Origin of the sequence: Commensalibacter communis (genome assembly GCF_947179105.1) — a bacterium.
Lineage (GTDB): Bacteria > Pseudomonadota > Alphaproteobacteria > Acetobacterales > Acetobacteraceae > Commensalibacter > Commensalibacter communis.
This window is the reverse complement of the sequence record NZ_CAMXCK010000001.1, coordinates 755,566-776,848: the sequence shown is the minus strand read 5'-3', so window position 1 is coordinate 776,848 and position 21,283 is coordinate 755,566. Positions and strand designations below refer to the sequence as shown.

At 35.9% G+C, this 21,283-nt stretch carries 18 protein-coding genes; 4 read left to right on the top strand and 14 right to left on the bottom strand.

Translation table 11 applies throughout. The features are described from left to right. Positions 1 to 2 precede the first annotated feature (2 nt). From PQG52_RS03645 to PQG52_RS03625, 5 genes are all read right to left on the bottom strand, one after another. Positions 3 to 794, bottom strand: a complete 792-nt coding sequence (locus PQG52_RS03645) for a heme ABC transporter ATP-binding protein (RefSeq protein ID WP_271827966.1) — start codon at positions 792 to 794, stop codon at positions 3 to 5. Beyond that, complete coding sequence (locus PQG52_RS03640) at positions 791 to 1,789, bottom strand: FecCD family ABC transporter permease (RefSeq protein ID WP_271827965.1); 999 nt, start codon at positions 1,787 to 1,789, stop codon at positions 791 to 793. Before PQG52_RS03640 ends, PQG52_RS03645 begins: the two co-directional genes overlap by 4 nt. After that, a complete protein-coding gene (locus tag PQG52_RS03635) occupies positions 1,782 to 2,618 on the bottom strand; it encodes a heme/hemin ABC transporter substrate-binding protein (RefSeq protein ID WP_271827964.1) in 837 nt (278 codons plus the stop codon). Before PQG52_RS03635 ends, PQG52_RS03640 begins: the two co-directional genes overlap by 8 nt. Then, positions 2,615 to 3,646: a hemin-degrading factor gene (locus PQG52_RS03630; RefSeq protein WP_271827962.1), complete on the bottom strand. Its 1,032-nt coding sequence runs from the start codon at positions 3,644 to 3,646 to the stop codon at positions 2,615 to 2,617. The genes PQG52_RS03635 and PQG52_RS03630 overlap by 4 nt, the downstream gene beginning before the upstream one ends. Before the next feature lie 135 nt (positions 3,647 to 3,781). Next, positions 3,782 to 5,710 (bottom strand): NACHT domain-containing protein, encoded by a 1,929-nt coding sequence (locus tag PQG52_RS03625; RefSeq protein ID WP_271827961.1) that lies wholly within the window; start codon positions 5,708 to 5,710, stop codon positions 3,782 to 3,784. A gap of 214 nt (positions 5,711 to 5,924) precedes the next feature. Between PQG52_RS03625 and PQG52_RS03620 the strand changes: the two genes are divergently transcribed. Then, positions 5,925 to 6,914: an aldo/keto reductase gene (locus PQG52_RS03620; protein ID WP_271827960.1), complete on the top strand. Its 990-nt coding sequence runs from the start codon at positions 5,925 to 5,927 to the stop codon at positions 6,912 to 6,914. Positions 6,915 to 6,993: 79 nt separating this feature from the next. Here PQG52_RS03620 and cynS read toward each other — a convergent pair whose 3' ends face one another. The 4 genes from cynS to glmU all read right to left on the bottom strand — a co-directional run bounded on the left by cynS (position 6,994) and on the right by glmU (position 12,245). Further along, on the bottom strand, positions 6,994 to 7,437 hold the full coding sequence (cynS, locus tag PQG52_RS03615) for a cyanase (protein ID WP_271827959.1): 444 nt from the start codon (positions 7,435 to 7,437) through the stop codon (positions 6,994 to 6,996). Positions 7,438 to 7,612: 175 nt separating this feature from the next. Next, complete coding sequence (locus tag PQG52_RS03610) at positions 7,613 to 8,890, bottom strand: serine/threonine transporter (protein WP_271827957.1); 1,278 nt, start codon at positions 8,888 to 8,890, stop codon at positions 7,613 to 7,615. A gap of 191 nt (positions 8,891 to 9,081) precedes the next feature. Continuing rightward, positions 9,082 to 10,905 carry a glutamine--fructose-6-phosphate transaminase (isomerizing) gene (gene glmS / locus PQG52_RS03605; RefSeq protein WP_271827955.1) on the bottom strand — a complete coding sequence of 608 codons (1,824 nt, stop codon included), beginning with the start codon at positions 10,903 to 10,905 and terminating at the stop codon, positions 9,082 to 9,084. A gap of 29 nt (positions 10,906 to 10,934) precedes the next feature. Continuing rightward, the gene (glmU, locus tag PQG52_RS03600; RefSeq protein WP_271827953.1) at positions 10,935 to 12,245 is read right to left on the bottom strand and encodes a bifunctional UDP-N-acetylglucosamine diphosphorylase/glucosamine-1-phosphate N-acetyltransferase GlmU; all 1,311 of its coding nucleotides are present in this window, start codon (positions 12,243 to 12,245) and stop codon (positions 10,935 to 10,937) included. 77 nt (positions 12,246 to 12,322) lie between these two features. Here glmU and PQG52_RS03595 point away from each other — a divergent pair, with 77 nt between their 5' ends. The 3 genes from PQG52_RS03595 (at position 12,323) to PQG52_RS03585 (ending at position 15,657) form a co-directional block, all read left to right on the top strand. Continuing rightward, positions 12,323 to 13,003, top strand: a complete 681-nt coding sequence (locus PQG52_RS03595) for an HAD family hydrolase (RefSeq protein ID WP_271827951.1) — start codon at positions 12,323 to 12,325, stop codon at positions 13,001 to 13,003. Between the two features lie 34 nt (positions 13,004 to 13,037). Next, entirely contained in the window at positions 13,038 to 14,345 is a 1,308-nt protein-coding gene (locus tag PQG52_RS03590; RefSeq protein WP_271827949.1) for a methylamine utilization protein MauJ, read from the top strand. Between the two features lie 64 nt (positions 14,346 to 14,409). Further along, positions 14,410 to 15,657 (top strand): chloride channel protein, encoded by a 1,248-nt coding sequence (locus PQG52_RS03585; RefSeq protein WP_271827948.1) that lies wholly within the window; start codon positions 14,410 to 14,412, stop codon positions 15,655 to 15,657. Here PQG52_RS03585 and PQG52_RS03580 read toward each other — a convergent pair whose 3' ends face one another. The 5 genes from PQG52_RS03580 to PQG52_RS03560 form a co-directional block, all read right to left on the bottom strand. Beyond that, positions 15,658 to 16,488 (bottom strand): DUF3108 domain-containing protein, encoded by an 831-nt coding sequence (locus tag PQG52_RS03580; RefSeq protein ID WP_271788826.1) that lies wholly within the window; start codon positions 16,486 to 16,488, stop codon positions 15,658 to 15,660. A gap of 143 nt (positions 16,489 to 16,631) precedes the next feature. After that, the gene (gene hmpA / locus PQG52_RS03575; RefSeq protein ID WP_271827946.1) at positions 16,632 to 17,828 is read right to left on the bottom strand and encodes an NO-inducible flavohemoprotein; all 1,197 of its coding nucleotides are present in this window, start codon (positions 17,826 to 17,828) and stop codon (positions 16,632 to 16,634) included. A gap of 164 nt (positions 17,829 to 17,992) precedes the next feature. Next, a complete protein-coding gene (locus PQG52_RS03570) occupies positions 17,993 to 18,919 on the bottom strand; it encodes a mitochondrial fission ELM1 family protein (RefSeq protein ID WP_271827944.1) in 927 nt (308 codons plus the stop codon). A gap of 16 nt (positions 18,920 to 18,935) precedes the next feature. After that, entirely contained in the window at positions 18,936 to 20,033 is a 1,098-nt protein-coding gene (locus PQG52_RS03565; protein ID WP_271827943.1) for a glycosyltransferase family 4 protein, read from the bottom strand. Next, entirely contained in the window at positions 20,030 to 21,265 is a 1,236-nt protein-coding gene (locus tag PQG52_RS03560) for a glycosyltransferase family 4 protein (RefSeq protein ID WP_271827942.1), read from the bottom strand. Before PQG52_RS03560 ends, PQG52_RS03565 begins: the two co-directional genes overlap by 4 nt. Positions 21,266 to 21,283: the final 18 nt, after the last annotated feature.

Sequence of the window (21,283 nt, the reverse complement as noted above, 5' to 3'; positions counted from 1 at the left end):
TATTATAGTGACAGCATCACATAAGGTTTTTGATATTCATGATGCTGTATGATTTGTAAATCAGCACCATACCATGTCTTTAAAATCTCTTTGGTTAAGACTTCTTGAACATTTCCTTTGGCAACAATGGATCCTTTATTAAGTAAATAAATTTGATCTGACCACAAAGAAGCTAGGTTGAGATCATGTAAAACCATGCAGACTGACAAAGGAAAATTTTGGACTAGCTTTTTTAACAACCGTAACATTTGTTGTTGATGATATAAATCCAAAGCCGAAGTCGGCTCATCAAGAAATAACCAGCCTGACGGCCCCTGCTCTCTCCATAATTGCACCAATACTCGAGCCAATTGTATTCGCTGTTGTTCACCACCAGATAAGAAAGCATAGTCTTTATTGACTAATTCTTGGCACTCGGTCATCCCTATGACTTGGTCAATCATCGCTTTGTTAATTGGCTCCGCCCAAGGAGAACGTCCCAATTTAATGATATCAATCGCAGATAATGAAAAAGTAATCTGACTTTGCTGTTTCATCACAGCTCGTTCTTTTGCAAGCTCCTTTTTTCGCCAATCTTGTAATTTTTTACCTTTTAAATAACACTCACCGTTTGTTGGATGATAAAACCCTGTCAGCACTTTAAACAAAGACGATTTTCCAGCACCATTCGGGCCGATTAATGTAATAAACTCACCTTGATTTAATGTGATGGATACATCTGACAAAATGGATTGATTATTTTTAATCAAGTAAATATTTTTGCCTTCAAGACGATTATTCAATGGATTATTCATGATCTACGCTTCCATTGTTCTTTTAAAATCAACCAGAAAAACCAAGGTCCACCCAGCAAGCTGGTTAATAATCCAACAGGCATTTCTGCAGGTTGCACCATTGTTCTTGCTATCGTATCTGCGACTAAAAGTAGGATTGCTCCGCTCAGTGCTGAAGCCGGCAATAAAACCTTATGATTATTGCCAAATATTAGGCGCATCGCATTTGGAATAACCAATCCTAAAAAACCAATAATCCCACTGATTGAAACTGCTGTTCCAACAAGTAAAGCACTCAAGATGAGTAGTTGCTTTTGCGTCTTATGAACATTAATTCCCAGATAATGCGCATCTTCTTCACCCAACTGCAACAAATTGAGTTGTTTTGCATAACATTGTATTAAGACGATTGTTGGGATGATTAAGCACATAGAGATGATAATTAATGGCCATTGAGTCTGACCCAAACTCCCCATACCCCATAAAGATAATTGTCTTAATTGTTGGTCGTTACTAACCCAAGACAAAATCCCAACCGCAGCGCCCCCAAGCGCATTAATCGCAATCCCAATCAGTAATAAACTAGAAAGATTCCCTTTGGTTAAACCACTTAATTGATAAATCAAAAGCGTTACCAACAGACTACCTATAAACGCAGCAATAACAGGCACCCATAATGACAAAAAAGCAGGCAACCCCAAAGGAATGACCAATGCAATTGCCACAGCTAATCCCGCACCACTGCTGATCCCCAATAAGCCAGGATCAGCCAATGGATTACGAAAAAGCCCCTGCATCACAGTTCCAGATACTGACAAAGCAATCCCAATAATGACAGCCAACAAAATGCGCGGCAATCGAATATTAGTCCAAATTTGAAAATCCATGTCTTGTGGATCGGCGTTCAATAAGGCAGACCATGGTAAATGCACTGGACCAATATTAGCAGCCCCTATTATTGAACCAATCAGAATCAATAATAGGATAGCCAGATAAACTTGATATCGTTTATCCATGAGGTAATGCTTCAGCCTTTGCACGTAAATCTTTGATCGCATCAGGTGTTCTGATTCCGAACCCTAATAATGCCATTTGATCGATCACAATGAGGTTGTGTTTTTTGCCTGCTGGAGTCATTGAAACACCAGGTAACTTCCATAAATTATCCGCACCGCCAATGGTTTTAATGGCATCGCTGTCCGTCATGATAATATCTGGTGCAGCAGCAATAATCCCTTCTTGAGACATTGGCTGATAATGAATCGAAGTTCCCATTCCATTTTGTAAACCCGCATCATGGATGGCAGAATCAGCAGCAGTATCCCGTCCAGCAACAAGATTGCTCATGCCACCATGTGCCATAATATAGATCACCTTAACAGGCAGTTGTTTTGAAGATAAAGCAGCAATAGTTTTATTCATTTTATCTTGTAAAGGCTTTGCTTCTTTTTCACGATGTAAAGCCTTAGCAATCGTCTCTACTTTTTGAGGAATTACTTGTAAAGAATGTTTGCCAGAAACATACACAACTGGAATACCCACTTTTTTAATTTGCTCTAGCACCGCAGAAGGTTGAGCAAGATCGCTGGTAATGACCATTGTGGGTTTTAATGATAAAATACCCTCGGTATTTAATTGACGCATATAGCCAATATCTTTGACTTTGTTGACCGCAGCAGGTTGATTGCTGGTCGTATCACGACCCACCAACTCGTCTTGAGCACCCAAAGCAAAGATGATTTCAGTCACATCCCCACCAATAGAGATAATTCTTTCTTTGGCTTGTGCAGAAACAGTCGTAACCAATAGGGATAATGTGGCAAAACAAAGATGAGCTAGTTTCATGCTACTTTTTCTTTCACAGCAATCACATTAATTTGATTGCGCCAAACCTCTTGTTCCAAGTCACCTTCGGTTCTTTGACCATATAATTGAGCAATTTGCGTGCCATCTTTGGCAAAGAGTTCAAGGCTGGTCACATATCCTTCTTTGGTTGGTTTACGGGTAACCCATGTTTCAGCAATGTGATCTTCCATCAAATGCATGGTGAATTTTGAGTTAAAAATATTCAACCAATTATCTTTAGGCATCAATTTTTCAACCACGCCTGTAAAGATTTGCACGCAACCACGATTACCAATGAAAATCATAATTTCATTTTGATCATTGAATGCCATATCTAGAACTTGAGAAAGTGCGCTATTATCGACTTTGCATGCCAAATTATCACTGACAGAAGAGAATGCTTGTTGGCGTGTCACATTATGACGTGTTAATAGGCTAAAGAATTGATGTACGTCCGTCATAGCACGCCATTCTTCTTCGATCTTCTTCGCATCAAAAAATGCATTTTCCGATACACGTTCAAGCTGAGAAACAATAAATTCTTCTTTGGCTTCAACTGTGAACTTTTCGACCAAAGCATCCCATTCTTGACGGTTGGTATTATCATTCATATAGATTTTTAGGATTGCATCGCCATAAGCATCAAAAATCTGAATGCTTTCTTTTTCCCCGCGTCTGGTCATTTCTTTGATGTAAAAAGAGCTGACCCATTTACCCACAAACAGACGTTGATCCAACGCACGAGGGTTTAATACAAGCCCGCCATGATTGCCCAGTTTCACGTTATCATAGTGCCCAGCTTGTTCATGAACAGCATATTCATTGCGAACAATATTCATGGTTTCTCCAACTTTGTGAAGTTCTTTTAACAAAGTTGAAAAATCCGTGGTAAATGCTTTTGCATCGGCTCCGATACGAGCATGGCACAGCTCTGCTTCGCTGATACCAATCATCCCAGCCAAATCACGTGCAAATTTACCCGTATGTTCCGATTTAAGGGTTAAATAACGTTGATAATATGCGTTCATTATAAACCATCCATAGGTTATCTTTTAAGGTTTGATATTCAATGAACGGTATATAAGCATAATTAAGAACGATTATCAATATCAAATGAAATTGATTCTTAGTATCATCATTGTAAGAATGAAAATTTGATATAATTATAAGTGTAATAACTCCATGAGATTATCCTTCTCTTTTTGTGTTTCTTTTATGTATTGAGCGTAAGTATTATTAAATAATTGATCGATTTGTATTTCTATTTGATACCATATCTCATCTTTTTGATTATTTTTTAAATAAGGCACTAATTCTTCGATTTTTATAGGGAATATACTTTTACCATTATTAATACTCTTTAATTTAGTCAAAATGTTTAGATAATATTTTCGGTGATCATTTAATTCTTTTTGAAATAAATAATGTATTTGATGTATAAATTTAGAATCAAAAGTCTCATAATACCTTGCTTTATATTCACGCATTAAATACTCTAAAAGCATAAATAAAATATTCAATAAATAAATTTGTTTATTATAATTACTTTCCCAGGATAATTTTTGAATATCAAATTTATTATCTTTTTTATTACTATAGTTTTTATATTCAATATAAATTGTTATAGTATTAATCTGTTTATAGTATTCTTGTATAAGATTTTCTTTATTTTCTTGATACCCCACAAAACCTATATCATTACATAAAGGTAATAGTATAATTTCTATAATGTCTTGCCTCGAACAATAATACATATTCTTAATAACTGGGAATAAAGAAATATCCCCATTATAAATGCCTTTATATATTTCTTTTAGTATTATTAATTTACTTTGAGTAGGAGAATTTTGTATAAATTGAGCCGCGTGATATTCTTGAATAGACTTGTGCACAAAAACAATATGATCATACCCATCTCTTTGAATGAGGCTAGTTATATTGATAAAATCATCATAAATATTTTCTTCAAGAATATTATTTATGTTAACTATCTTGGTTGCATTTTTTATATATTCAAGAATAGATGTTTCCGTGAAATCATATTGATTCTCATAAATGGATAAAAAACATAAAGCACAAAAACATTGATAGGCTTGATGTTTATCTAAATTCGCTTTTTTCTCTCTAGTATAATTTTTTGATTTGTCATGATGTAAATACAAAGTAACAAACAAACGATCATAAAAATCAATCGCATTTTCAGGGATACTATCTAAATGAGGATAGCAAATATAAAATAATGTTGCTAATAACGGTGTATTAATTGTTTCAACTAAACTTTGATTATTTTGTAATATTTCTTTTATATTAAAATAATCTTTCACATCTGTATTTTGATGATGATCCAATTTTTCAATAATGGCGATAATATCTGTTTGCCCGATAGGTTCTACATAAAAATTATGAACTCCTGCCTCTCGACATATTTCTGTATCATGTCGGCTGGTTATAATAATTTGAGTATTATATTTTTTATTCAGATAGAATATTTCTTTTAGTAGTTGATTTCTGTAATCTGTCTTAACCTCGTCAAAACCATCAAGAAGCAATAATATGTTACCACTTTCTAATAAATTCTCTATATCTTCTTGTGACGCTTTGATCCTAAATTGATCTAAAATCAAGTTTAAACTCTTAATAACACCATCGCTCTCAATCCTTCGTAACTCCATAAAAAATGGAATTTTCTTGCCGTAAGTTAATGCTTCTAAAAAGATCTTTCTTAAAATTGTGCTTTTACCCTGCCCTGCATATCCAATGATATTGGTAATTTCATTATTTTCGTATACAAACCCATCCTCAATAATTTTTGTATTTTCTTGATCCGTTATAGTCAATGGATGATAAATTTGATTGAGTAATACATCTTTGTCTGCACTATGGATCGTTCGCATCTTCATCGTTGCATAAAGATGTTTTTCTAAGTAAATATCATAGGTTTCTTGTTGAGATAATTGTTCTACGATTGTTTTCCCTTTGGAAAAAATACTTTTCCACTTTGTTTTAATAGCTTTATCTATTGATGTATCAACAACTTTTCTGATACCAGCTTGCACTGCCCAGCCAGCAACTATACTTGAAGTAGTAATCATACATAAAACCCTTTACCTATAATTCATTAGGTAATTATATTAAATCGTTAACGATATTTATATATCTAAATTAAATAAATATACACTCAACTGAAAATTTTATTAATGAATAAATTTCAATTTAATATGTAAAATAATCTGACTAATCCTACCCACTACCGCATGCTATAAGTATTTCTATACTAAAACAATTTCACCATAAAGGAAGTTAGAAATGAAAAAAATTCGTCTTGGTCAACATGGCCCAGAAGTCTCAAGAATTGGTTTTGGATGTATGGGTATCAACTTTGGTTATGGCACCTCAATGGGAAAGCAAGAAGCCATTACTTTAATTCGTCAGGTCTATGATCGTGGAGAAAATTTTTTCGATACGGCTGAGGTATATGGCCCTTATATTAACGAAGAAGTTGTCGGTGAGGCTTTGCGTCCTGTTCGGGATAATGTTGTCATTGCCACCAAATTTGGTTTCAATATTGTTAATGGACAAATGCAAGGCCTTAACAGCCGACCAGAACATATTAAACAAGTTGCGGAGGCGTCTTTAAAAAGACTAGGCATTGATGTAATTGATTTATTTTACCAACATCGTGTTGATCCTGACGTTCCTATAGAGGATGTTGCTGGTGCCGTCAAAGACCTGATCCAAGAAGGGAAAGTGAAATATTTCGGTCTTTCTGAACCCAGCGCAAAAATCCTTCGCCGTGCCCACGCCGTTCAACCTGTGACCGCTATACAAAATGAATATTCAATGTGGGTCAGAGACCCAGAAACCAATGGGATTTTTGAAGCCTGTGAAGAACTTGGGATTGGATTTGTTGCCTACAGTCCTTTGGGAAAAGGGTTTTTGACAGGAGCAATGGGGAAAGATACAAAATTAGATGCAAAAGATTTTCGAAGCATATTGCCTCGTTTCCAAGAAAATGTGTTTGAAAAAAATCTTGAGCTTGTTCAATTATTGCAAAAAATAGCTTCAGAAAAACATATTACCCCTGCACAGCTTGCGCTCGCTTGGATTTTAGCTCAAAAATCATGGATCGTTCCAATTCCTGGAACAACCAAACTACATCGTTTTGAAGAGAATATTGGGGCTGATGCAGTTGACCTTAATCAACAAGATCTGGACTTAATTGCAAAGGCTCTTACAGAAATAGCTATTGAGGGGGAAAGATACCCAGAACCATTTATGAAACTGGTTGGCAAATAAATATATTTTATATCTCATAATAAAGTTGGCTTAAACTGCCAACTTTACTTTAGTAAAATAGTTAAAAATTGCAAAATATTTAGTATTCTTTATAGGGTAAAAATTTACCACTCATCACAATATTAACGCGATCTCCATTGGGATCATTTTCACGTTTTAAATCCATTTTAAAATCAATAGCACTCATAATGCCATCACCAAACTCTTCGTGAATAAGCTCTTTGAATGTCGTGCCATAAACATTTACCAATTCATAAAAGCGATAAATTGTTGGATCTGTGGGAACAACTGTTGGTAAGCTGCCTCTGTAAGGCGTTACCATCAGCCATTTTTTTTCATTTTCTGTTAAATTAAAAATCTCAGCAATTACAGAAGCTTGTTTTTCGTTGCAAGTCATTTGCCCTAAACATGCTGCCGTTACCCACTCTTTGCTGCGCCCAACTTTTTTAGCAATATCTGCCCATTTTAGACCTTGAGTTACCTTTGCAGTAATAATTTTTTCAGTTACTTCTAAACGGCTCATTGTTATTTCCTTAGTCTTAAAGAATGAATAATTTCTTGGTCGTTGATATGGCTAGTTTATCAAACAGTAATCCATGTTACAATTAAGTATAAAGAACAGGTATATATACATAAAAAGGATGAAATGATCATGTATATTACATCATGAAGGCTTTCATTCTTTTCATGAAATATTTCTATATAAATAGTTTATAAACCGCTGCTGATATCGCAATACATCCCATCACAACAATAAACATATTACTAACTTTTCCTCGATAACGAGCCAAAGCAGGAACAGTATGGATGGCATACATCGGCATAAGAAATAAAATCATTGCTAATATCGGGCCGCCAATCGATTCAATCATTCCTAAAACACTTGGATTTAACGCTGCAACAATCCATGCTGTAATAAACATAAAAAGCAAAGCACATTTATTCAGTGTTTTTTCTTCGGCAGTCTTCCCAAAATAATGCATTGATTTCAAAACGACACCATTGAATCCTTCTCTTGCCCCAAGGTAATGCCCCAAGAAAGATTTTGAAATGGCGATAAAAGCAACAATAGGCGCAACCCAATCTAAAAATGGTGTTTTAAAATGATTAGCCAAATAGGAAAGAATAGAAATATTCTCTGCTTTTGCTTCTTGTAAATTAGTAGGGCTTAAACATAATGCACAGCTGAACACAAAGAATAACACAGTAATAACCATCATGATATTACTATATTGAATGATTTTTGAGCATTTTTGCTCTGCAAACTCTCCATATTCTTTGCGTTTTGCAACTGCCAAGGAGGAAATAATAGGAGAATGATTAAACGAAAAAACAGCTACAGGAATAATCAACCATAACGTTACTAATAATCCACTTCCTCCACTTTTTGTGGCGCCAGATAAGTCAATATGTTGAAATATATCACCCGTCCATTGCGGAATTAGATATAAAGCAATCAGCATCAATACAGCAACAAAGGGATAAACCAACGTTGACATCACACGGACAATTAAATACTCACCAAATTGAACAATTATAATCAAGAAACTTATTAATAAAAAAGAAACGAGAATCCTAGACGGTGGAGTCATGTGTAGTTGATTTTGAATAAAACTAATGACTGTATTGGTAATGCTGACACTATAAACAAGTAAAATTGGATAGATTGCAAAAAAATATAATAACGTAATTAAATATCCCATCTGCTTGCCGAATTTTTCTTCGACAACTTCGGTAATATCATTGTTGGCTGAATTGCCTGAAAGAACAAATCGACATAATGCTCGATGTGCAAAAAAAGTCATCGGAAAAGCAAGAATTGCCAAAACAAGTAAAGGGATTAATCCACCCGCAGCAGCATTAATCGGTAAGAATAATACTCCTGCTCCAATTGCAGTGCCATAAAGGCTGAGCATCCAAACGGTATCAGAAGAACGCCATCGAGGCATATCATTGGAAATTTCTTTTTGCACCATCGCTATAATCGCTTCATTGATAAAATAAATTAAGAGTTTTCTTTACTATCACTGATATTATGTAAAAAAAATCAAAATTTAAATAAAATCTATTGATATTCTTTAGATACTATTTAATTTATGAAGCGTTACTAAAAAAACTTGTTATTCATATATTAAATAAAAATAACAAGTCTTCTTTGATTAAAAAATTACTCAACTGTCACAGATTTTGCTAAGTTTCTGGGTTGATCGACATCTGTTCCCTTAAGTAAAGCAGCTTCATAAGCCAGCATTTGTACAGGAACCGTATAAAGCGGTGGCGTTACAAAAGAATGCACCGTAGGAAGAACAACAATTTGTTCAGCAATTCCCTTGACGCGCTCTGCACCCTTAGCATCTGTAAAGACCAAAATACGACCACCTCTGGCTTTGGCCTCTTGCAAATTTGACAATGTTTTTTCAAATAAAGGTCCAGAAGGTAACAAAGAAATCACAGGCACTGTGTTGTCAATTAAGGCAATCGGACCATGCTTCATTTCCCCAGCAGCATATGCATCGGCGTGAATATAAGAAATTTCTTTGAGTTTCAAAGCCCCTTCCATTGCCACAGGGAACATAATGCCGCGCCCTAGATAAATGACACTTTGAACTTGAGAAATAATATGCGCCATTTTTTGTATTTGCTCTTGCATTTGCAAAATCTCGGCAACACGGCTTGGCAAATCAATTAACGCTGTCAGACACTCATCGATATATTCAGAAGTAATAGTTCCTCTTTCCTGTCCCATTACCAAGGTTAAACACGCCAATACAGTCAACTGAGCCGTAAATGCTTTCGTCGATGCCACCGCAATTTCAACCCCAGCATCCATTCCAAGAACGACATCGCTTTCCCGTGCCATAGAACTATGTTCATTGTTTAATACGGAAATAATATTTTGCCCTGCATTTTTCAAAGCACGTAATGCTGCAAGCGTATCCGCTGTTTCCCCTGATTGAGAAACCAACAATCCCATCCCACCTTCATCAAAAGGAGGATTGCGATAACGCATTTCACTGGCTACATCAAGATCAATTGGTAGACGAGCAATTTCCTCTAACCAATAACGCCCAATAACCCCAGCATAGAATGCAGAGCCACAAGCTGTGATAATGCCGCGCTTTAATGATTTCATATCAAACGGCATATCAGGCAATTCAATTTTATGCGTCACTGGATTAACAAAACGACGCAAAGTTTGCCCAATCACGACAGGATGTTCATGAAGCTCTTTTTCCATATAATGGCGATATCCATCTTTGCCAATCGCACCTGCCATTAACGCAGTTGTTTGCACAGGACATTCAACTGTTTGACCATCCATATCAAAAAACTCTGCACCTTTTCTGGATAGAACAGTCCAAACCCCATCAGGCATGTAAGCAATCTTACGAGTCATTGGTGCAACAGCCAGGCTATCTGAACCCAGATACATTTCCTCTTCACCAAACCCAACAACCAAAGGAGCGCCATGTCTGGCACCAATCATCATATTTTCATCACATGCAAAAATTATAGCAATCGCATAAGCACCCTCTAATCTTTTCAAAGTGGCATGTGCAGCTTCTTTGGGTGTTTTTCCTTGTTGTAAATGATAATCAACAAGCTGAACGATGGTTTCACTATCTGTTTCACTATTGAAAACCTGACCAAGCTCAATCAGTTCTTTTTTTAACTCTTCGTGATTTTCAATAATGCCATTATGCACCACAGCGACGCGATCAGTTGCATGCGGATGCGCATTATGTTCTGTTGGTGCACCATGGGTTGCCCACCGTGTATGACCAATCCCTGTATTTCCTGATAAAGCATTATTCTCTAACACCTTGGCAAGGTTATCCAACTTGCCCGAAGCACGTCTTTTATCAATATGGTGATTATTAATCGTTGCCACGCCTGCGGAATCATATCCACGATATTCTAAACGACGCAGAGCTTCAATAATAATGGGTACAGCAGGTTGATTTCCTAAAATCCCAACAATTCCACACATAAATTTGTATCTCCTACTTTCTTGACGCTCTATTTCGTTGTTTTCTTTTTGTTTACTTGTCGTGCTCTGCCAAAAGCCAAAGCATTCTCGGGCACATTCTCAGTGATAACACTGCCTGCTGCAATTAAACTTTTATTACCAATTTCTACAGGAGCCACTAAAATAGCATCTGACCCAATAAAGGCTTCTTCTCCGATAATGGTTTGATGTTTATTGACACCATCATAATTGCACGTAATCGTTCCCGCACCCACATTTGTCTTTCGACCAACAACGGCATCTCCTAAATAGGTAAGATGATTAACTTTGGCACCTTCCCCCAATGTCGTTGCTTTTAATTCAACAAAATTTCCAACATGAGCATCTTTGCCAATAACTGCATTGGGACGTAAGCGTGCATAAGGACCAATGACGGCATCTTCTTTAACCTCACAGCCTTCTAGATGGCTGAAAGATCGGATTTCTGCACCAGCATGAACATGAACCTTTGGACCAAAAACAACATGAGGATAAATTAAAACATCCTCGCCCAATATTGTATCAGCAGATAAAAAAACAGTTTCAGGAGCAAGCATTGTTACCCCATTATCCATTGCTTTTTTACGTAGTTTTTGTTGAACAATCTGTTCGGCAACGGCTAATTCTGATTTAGAATTAATCCCACTTAACTCAGCCTCTGATGCACGAAGGGCTTTGATATGTTTACCTTCATTCACTGCAATAGCAACCGCATCAACAAGATAATATTCTTTTTTACTATTTTTATTTTCTATCTGACGCAACCAATATTTAAACGAACTGACCTTGGCGCAAATTACGCCTGCATTACAAAGATGAATTTGTTTTTCTTCTTCGGTTGCATCCGCAGTTTCAACAATACGACGCACCCACCCTTTTTTCTCGATGATGCGACCATAAGACTTAGGATCCTCACATTCCATTGCCATCAATACCATATCAACATCACGTTGTTGCTGGCATTCAAGAATCTTTTTTAGTGTTTTTTTGCTTACTAATGGATTATCAGCATAAAGAATGGTAACAGTTCCGTTTCCAAAATACTCTTCTGCCTGTATAGCTGCATGAGCAGTCCCAAGGCGATGTTCTTGCACCACAACTTGATGAGGAGCTGCCAGTTGTGCGACCTCATCCATATTCGGTCCCACTACAACCACAACTTTGTCAAAGACTTTTTCAACATTATCCAACAGATAACGTAACATTGGTTTTCCAGCCAAAGGATGCATTGCCTTTGGTTTGGCTGATCTCATACGGGTTCCCATTCCTGCAGCTAAAATAACTGCAACAGATTCTGGTAAAGTGTTTGTGGATTTACTCATAACTCGCCATAATAATAAATTAGGAATATTCTTATTCCATTTATAACCAATTTTGTAACTTTAGAAAGGGAAAAACGATGAATTATAGTGCCAATCCTGTGATTGTGTTTGATATGGATGGAACATTGATTGATAGTTTACCTGATCTGTCGAATAGTGCGCGTTACTTACTGCAAACTTATCAACTGCCCACCGTCACCGATCAAGATGTCCGCCTAATGATTGGAGATGGTATCAAAGTTTTAGTTGAACGATTATTATCCCATGCAGGAAGTGCTGGTGATAAAATTAATGTTCAAGAAGCTACCGATCGGTTCGTTGCCTATTATGTTGAGCACTCCACTGATTATTCCAAACCTTTTGACGGTGCCGTGCAAGTAATGGAAGAATTCCAAAAACGAGGTTGGAAAATAGCGCTTTGCACGAACAAGATTACCAGTGCAGCACAACTGATCCTTGAACAGCTTAAAATCGATCATTTTTTTGATGCTGTTGGCGGTGGCGATTTATTTGAAGATAAGAAACCACATGCGTGCCATTTAGAAGGCATTATGAAAATGCTAAATGCTGACCCAGCGAAAACCGTGATGGTTGGGGATCATATCAACGATATTCTCGTTGCCCAAAACGCTAATATTGCAGGTAGTATTTTCGCTGCATGGGGATATAGTAAGCCTGAAGTTGGTAAACAAGCAACACTTGTTGCAAATACACCGTTGGAGCTACCTGATATAGCGGAAAAAATAATTACTAAGTAGCTTTTTGATTTTAAGGGTGATCGGGGAGGGAAGCATGGGGTTATATTCATGTAAAGAGTTAATAGACTTTATAATACAAGGAATTATCAAAGAACAATTTGAAGAGTATTTTGAAGAAAAATTTAATGAAAATGATGACAAAAATATTATAGACTTTAAAGAAGAGTTTTTTAATCAACATGAAGATAAAATCAAAATTTTATCTAATAACCTATCTGCAGTTTATAATAAGTTAAAAGTTTTATCTATTTCAAAAGAAATTATTTTATTTTCTGATCATCATATAGAAATACCTGTTTACTTTCCCCAAAAATTGATTTTCTCTTTGGATAATAATTATCATATAAATGATAAAACTAATAATATTCGATATGAAATAAGCGCTCAATCAACAGAATATAGTTTATTAATGCTCAATCATTTTAAAATATTATGTGATAATAAGCAAATGGAACTTAATGATCAACGTATTCATAATATGTTAGCTGAATACTTTGATGAATATAGAAGAGATGATTTTTTCGAATCAGACTTTTATATGCTAAGGCAATTCTTTGAAACTTTAACTATAAAAATAACAACTATAGATGCTGTATCCCTTAAAGATTTACAAAAATTAACGGAAATCTTTACTTTTCAAGTTATGATAACTAACAATACTTCATGCGCATATTATACAAACATGTTTGATGTTCTTATGCAAAACGTTTTTACAGAAAATGAAAGAAGTGATTTAAACAAACCTTCCTCTGCTCCGCACCGTGTTTATAGAGATCATATTATTGACTACTACTCTCTTGCTCTTTCTTCAAGTGAACCATTTACACAATATCTTTCGTATTATCATGTACTAGAATACTTCTATGATGAGGTATTTAATGAAAATCTACGAAAAGAATTTCAAGATAAGATTACTCATCCTAATTTTTCTTATAAAGATAATAAAGCATTAGATAAAATTATTAACTTTGTTAAAAAAGAAACAAGGAATTGCAAAGAAAATGGTCAAGGAAATGAATTAGAATCTTTAAAACAAGTTTTAAAGAAATTTATCGATAGAGATGAATTACAAGAAAAATTAAATTCCAAACAAATTGAATATTTCCAGAAAAATCAAGTTAGCTTTAGTCATGCCCCAACATTTTCTTTTAAAGATAAGGAAGGTTTCTATAATAACCTAGCACAACGCATTTATCAAACTCGCAATTCCTTAGTGCATAGTAAAGAAGGCAATGTCGGACGTTATAAACCCTATCAAGACAGTGAAGAGCTGAGCAAAGAAATTCCATTAATTAAACTGGTTGCTGAGCAAGTCATTATTAATTCATCTACCCCCTTATAATAAACTTTCAAATTCTGTATAAATCTCTTTATCCGAAACGTGTTCTGCATCATATCCTATATACATGGCATATAATTTAAACCTTAAAACGCTTTTTTCTTTACTCCTGATTGGCATTATCGGGGGATGTGTTGGGGTTGGATTAACGTTGTTAATGCATTTCTTACAGCACCTCACCTTTAATGCTCCACTTGATACAATCATGCCATTCCGAGTCATAGTCGAGGATGCTTCTCCTTTCAGACGCGTATTAGCATTGCTGATTTGTGGTTTAATTGGAGGTGTAGGCTGGTTCTGTATTCATCGTTATGGCAAGCCACTGGTCGATATTAAAACCGCCGTTCAAAACAAAGATAAGAACCTCCCTTTCCTCACCACTTTTTTTCATTCTTTATTACAAATCATCACCGTTGCGATGGGCTCCCCCCTTGGGCGTGAGGTCGCTCCCAGAGAAATGACCGCAGCCTTTGCCAATAAATGGATCAATTTCTGTCATTTTTCAGAGGAAGAACGAAAAATACTCTTAGCCTGCGCCTCTGGTGCTGGTTTAGCTGCTGTTTATAACGTGCCATTGGCTGCAATGATCTTTATCTTGGAAACCTTATTACTCAGCTGGAGTATAACCTCCATAATTGCCGCCTTTATTTGTTGCAGTACAGCCGTATTTGTTATGCGTTTAGGATTAGGAGATCTGGTTCAATACCCATTAGAACATTTGAAATTTAATAATGTTTTGATTATTTGGGCGATGGTCGCTGGACCAATCATTGGAATTATAGTCTGGCTTTTTGATAAAAGCGTTCAACGCTTACCAAAATTACCCAAATCCAAACCAATAATGATTTTAATTTCAACATTGGCTTTTGGAATCATTGGTATTTTATCAATAAAATATCCAGAAATCTTAGGAAATGGTAAAGCTGCCAATCAACTCACCTTTACCTCAGAAATCAATTTAAATTATGCTATAGGATTATTCATCAGCAAATGGGGCGCTGTTTTATTCGCCATGGTTGCAGGAGCTTATGGCGGGCGAATCACCCCAAGCATGATGTTGGGTGGCGCATTGGGATTTGTAACAGCTTGCTTTTGGAATATGATGTTTCCAATAATTCCTTTATCCAGCGCAGCCATTATTGCTGCTGCTGTTTTTTTAGGAATCGCACAAAAAATGCCATTAACGTCTGCTATTTTTATGCTGGAACTTTCTCGTTATTCGCCCGCATATTTTTATCCAATCTGCCTATGTTTTGCTACAGCAATGCCCACCTATTATATTGTACAAAATCAAATAATGAAGCCATCACTATAATTACTCACCAACGGGAATTTGTCTCAAAACACCAGTCACGACACCCATTTTAGGATTTTTAAAATCAAATCTGGCAGGTAGATATCCAATGCCGTCGATATTTTTAAACCATATCGAGCCAGGTTGTGGTTGCGATAATAAAGCTCTATTATGAGAATGTGTTTTAAATCCACCAATTTGCTGAGCGACTGCTTTGCATAATATCGCTTTGCCTTTATAAGGGCTGGTCCATGTTGACGGCATTTCACTTTCCCCTGCGGTTTCACTTTGGAAAGAAAAAGATCTTAATCCGTCTGATAATTTAAACTGAGAATCGCATTTCCCTGTTGTACGAACTTTATAAATCAAATCAGCCATAGCGCTCAATACATCTAGACTGTTTGTTTTTTGGTCTGGGGTCAAGACATCACGATCATTTCCAGGTGCTGGTTCCAATGTTGTAATATCAGTTTTTGATCCATAGTTAGAATTCATAACCAGTTTAAATTTGCCATTTTTATCTTTACCAATTGATTGATATGTTCCTGGCAAAGCATGTCCATTTTTAAAAACACCATCCACAGTGGCATTTGTGTTTAAACTGAATACAAGACTTGCCATCCCCGCAGAAGCAAAATTCGCTTTTACTTTATAAGTTGTTGGCGTCAACGAGTAGTTCGCATTGACTGTGATAACATGCATTCCTTTATTATAAATATCATAAACCAATTTAATAGATTGATTTTCCTGGGTTTGCATACCACCAGTTGATTGTGCATGCACAATATCTAAAAACCCGAAACTCAATCCACAGGCTATACCCATTAATCTAAAGAAATTTTTTTTCATCATAACTATCTTTTGTTATTAATCGAATAATGGGACTATAATAGACAATTATGGCATTAAATAGATTTACAATTATTTTATTCTAATAACTCGATCATTAATGATCATATCACATCTTTATAATCAAGCTATTAGAATATGGTTACTTAAATACTACCTGTATCAAAGGCTTCTGCATGAATATTTTCAGCTGGAACACCAAGATTCTTTAAATCTTTAATACGTTCTTGCATAAAATCTACTGGACCACATAAATAATATTCACCATTAGGCGTAATTTTATCTTTAAGTGCCAAGAGATTAACTCTACCAAGATAATCAAGTTGGTTATCTTGTTCTTCTGGATTAGAATAAAATATAATTTTCTCAAAATTATTGTTTTTTTCAACGATATTATTAACTTGGCTGTGCATAGCATATGTTTGTATATTACGCGTACCATGAATAAATGAAACTGGTCTTTTTGTTTGTTGTTGAGCCAAATGAGTCAACATTGATATCATCGGTGTAATACCAACACCAGCACTGATTAAATATACAGGCTTATCACTTTGTTCATTCAAACAGAATTCTCCACTTGGTGGTGCTATATCAATGACATCCCCTACGTTAAAATTCTTATGCAATACATTAGAAACATGTCCAGCGGGTGTTTTTGCAGTTCCGTCTTCACGTTTTACAGAAATACGGTATGTATCTTTGCCAGGAGCATCTGATAATGTATATTGTCGAGGTTGTATTAGATCCCATTCTGGTACGTAAACTCTGACTGATATATATTGACCAGGATGAAAAGCTGGTAATTTACCATTATCAATTGGTTTGAAGTAAAAAGAGGTAATTTGATCCGTTTCAGCAATTTTTTTAACAATTTTGAAACTTCTCCAACCCGTCCAAGCACCCTCTTTTACCAAATCTCCATATAATTTAGTTTCCATACCAATTAATAAATCAGCAAGTTGTTGGTATGCCAATCCCCATGCCTCAATCAACTGATCTGTTGCAGCCTCTCCCAAAACTTCTTTAATAGACGCCAATAAGTGTTTACCAACAATGGGATAATGTTCGGCACGAATACCAAGGCTGACATGTTTATGTGCAATATGAACTAAAGCATCTTTTAAAATAGTTGGATCATCAATATTTTGTGCATACGCAAGGACTGCACCTGCCAATGCGTGTTGTTGCTTACCCGCCTCTTGATGCCCACGATTAAATACTTGTTTTAACTCTGGGTTTTCCGAAAGCATTCTTTTATAAAAATGAGACGTAAGATCAACACCGTGCTCACTTAATACTGGAACAGTAGCTTTTATTATAGATTTTTGATTTTCCGTAAGCATTGAAATAGCCCTTCAACAAACTGTAAAGTCAATATATTTTTTCAATATATTTAGATAACATTATGAATGTGAAAGCTTCGAAGCATTTCTTAATCTTAAAGATATATTAATTATATATCTTTTTATTTAAAAGTAAACTATTCAGTACATCTTTAATTTATGCTTTATATTCCTAAAGTATTTTTTACTTTAAAAACAACATCTTCTGTATCATCTAGGGGACAGACATTCCAGCTTTCTAAACGACCACGAAATAATTTGACTCGTTTTTCTTGCTGCATTGAGTGAATAAAAAATGAAATTCGCTTTGATTTTCCAGGTAAAGATAAAATCATAACTGGTGCCGAAGTTGCCACCGCCTCTGAGATCATTGAAACACTATCGGTTGTAACAAGAATAAAATCTGCACATGCCAACAATCCTAAATAAGGATTTTCTCCCTCTCCATCCCAGATATAGGCACCTAAAGGTATTAATATTTGTTTGAAAACAGCGATAGCTTCCTTTCCTGTTCGACGTGACGGCGTAAGTGCGATGCTGACATTATCTGTCTTCATTAAATTTGCTAATTGATAAGCGATGATCTCAGCTTCTACTTTCCCCAATATAAAACGACCATTATTCCCCCCAATAAGTACTGCAACCAATGGTTTTGAATTGGGTCGTAAAAAAGATATCCATTTTTCTTGATTTTCTAATAAAATTTGTGCGGAAATATGGTGAAGGGCCGTTCGTGAAACAATCACGTTTCTACCCCCTAGCTGGTCATGAGGATTAACAATAACCAAATCAAATTTATCAAGAGATATACGAGGATTTTGAATATGAATAGCCGCCCGACCCGATTTTCGAATGGCTGCGTTGATCACCCCACCTACACTTCCAACACTAATTACAATTGGACTTTCACTGATATTAAATGCCTCAACAGCTTTCAATGGGAAAGGCCAATATGGGGCTGAAATAAAGCTCCAAGGTTTTTTGGGAAGCAAGCTGCAAAGCTCTTTTTGATATCCTGCTCGTTCTGCTAGACCAAAAGCTTGCGATTTCATTCCAGCAAAATCTTCTGTTAATATAACTGCCTTGACCATTGTTAGGAAAACCTCATTACGATAGGTGAAGCTTATTAGTAATTTCTTTAATTAAGTATTCAGCTAGATCTTGCCATTCTTTGTCGGCGTCATGCTTTCGATGTGATAAGGGAAAGTTTAATTGTAAGATTTCATCCAACCCTTTAGCAATATCTGCCACAGTGGGTTCACAAATAAATGCTAAATCGTCTTCTCCAAATTGCTCTGATAACCCCCCTACGTTTGTGATTAAAATAGGTTTTCCAAAAGCTAAAGCCGTCGCTGCAATGCCACTTTGACTAGCTTCCCTATAAGGGAGAATAACAACATCGGCCCATTGCATTAATTCACCAATTTCTTCCTCGGGTACCCACCGATTTTCGACGATAACATTTTGTCTTTTGTTCAAACGATCCAGTACTGCACTCTTAGGTCCCTGCCCCACAATACGCAATTTATAAGGCTGTTGTATGGATATTTGATCTAATGCTTCCTCTAGCAAATCAAACCCTTTATACAACAAAAGCCGACCGAAGTTTAATAACTGAATTTCTTGATTGACAGATTGTAGCTGTTGGTTCTTAGACCAATAAGAAAAAGGAGGATGCCACCCTTGTATGATTTGAGAACTTCGAACATAATTAACTGCAATCAATTGTTTATAAACATATTTTGAAAATGTTACTGTTAATCTTGATCGCTTAATAAGTAATTTTTGTAAAAAATGCTGAAAAATATAACCATCCCCTGGATGAGGATGCACATCGTGCACAACAACAATGTACGGAATTTTATGCAATTTAAGTGCTGCGGCCATGACTAAGTCCATCGGACCGGGCATCGTACAAATAGCAACATCAATCTTATTATGTCTGATAAATTGATGTAATTTATAAATCATCAATGGTGCTTGTAAAACACGATACAAATATCCCAGAACGGAGGTATAAGTTTGAATTTGAAAATCAGCAGAAACATTATGGTCTTTTTGTAAAATCTCAGCTTGGCAAGACAAAGATAAAAACGCCTTAACATTTGGTATTGATACAACTGCTTTAGAGAATTCAACAGCAGTTTTAGGTCCTGCTCCTCGACGTCCCCATTGCCATATCAACATATTAAGAGGCTTTTTCATTCCATATCCGTTACCACGCCGTTCGCGGATAATCCCTTTATTAAAGATTGTGAACCAAATTGTTTGTAAGCTCTTTTACATGCGGCACTCCCCAAAGCAAACCGATAATCTGGATCAGAAGCTAATTTATTAATCGCTTGTGCAGCAATATCACAATCTGGATCAGCCCAATAAGTATTCGAAAACTCATAAACCGCCCGGGGATCCTTAACAGGGATTAATTGATAGGAAACAGGAACTCCACATGTTTCGTCAATAAATTCAGAAGTAGCAGACCAGTTTGTCGATATGACGGGTTTGCCACATAACATCGCCTCTGCTGGAACCAATCCAAACCCTTCACTACGATGCAAAGATAATATAATGTCTGCATGATGTAATAATGCTTGGTTTTCTGCGGACGATAAAATGTTATTAATAACAATAATCGCGTCATGACCTTGAATAATATTCATAATTTTATCCATATCGACACGATAATATTCCGTATAAGAAATTTTTAGCACCAAGCATACACCCCTATCATGCTTGTTCGCTTTAAGAAATGCTAAAATTGCACCCAGAGGGTTTTTTCTTGCAAAACTAGAAGATAAACTAAATGAAACAAGAACAATTATTTTATCTTTAGGTAATCCCAAAGATTTACGGCTGATATGTTGCACAGGATAAGCGACCCTATCAGCAATAGGATGAGGTATAACCCTTATAGTTTTATTATGTTGTCTTGCCCATTTCTTTATAGCATTAGCAACAAATTCCGAAGGTACCCAAATTTCATGAACAAATTGAAAACCAACCATCCAGTCTTTCGGTAAAATTTCTAATTCCCAAGCCCAATAACCAATAATTTTACGATTTTTAACAAGTTTTCTTGGCAAAGCTAAAAGTGCAAAGGGCAACTGGGGTGAATTTATATGCAGAATCAAAGGCGCATGAATATATTGAGATAAAAGATGGGTGGCCTTTTTATATCTATCCCATGAAAAAGAATAAGGTACAATATCCAACAGCTGAACAGGAATATTGTTTTTTTGCAATGCTTGATACATTACGCGGGCACCTTCACCAAGTCCAGATGCGCGTGAGACTTCACCCCCAATAATAACCGTTGAATTGGTGGGTGGATCAATTGTTATTGACGGAGCAAGATAAGCCCCCAATCGAGCCAAAAAATACCGTCGGCTTGAAGGGGGAAACAAACGCCATAACCGATGTAACGGTTTAATCAGCAATTTTACTCCGTCAGTTTA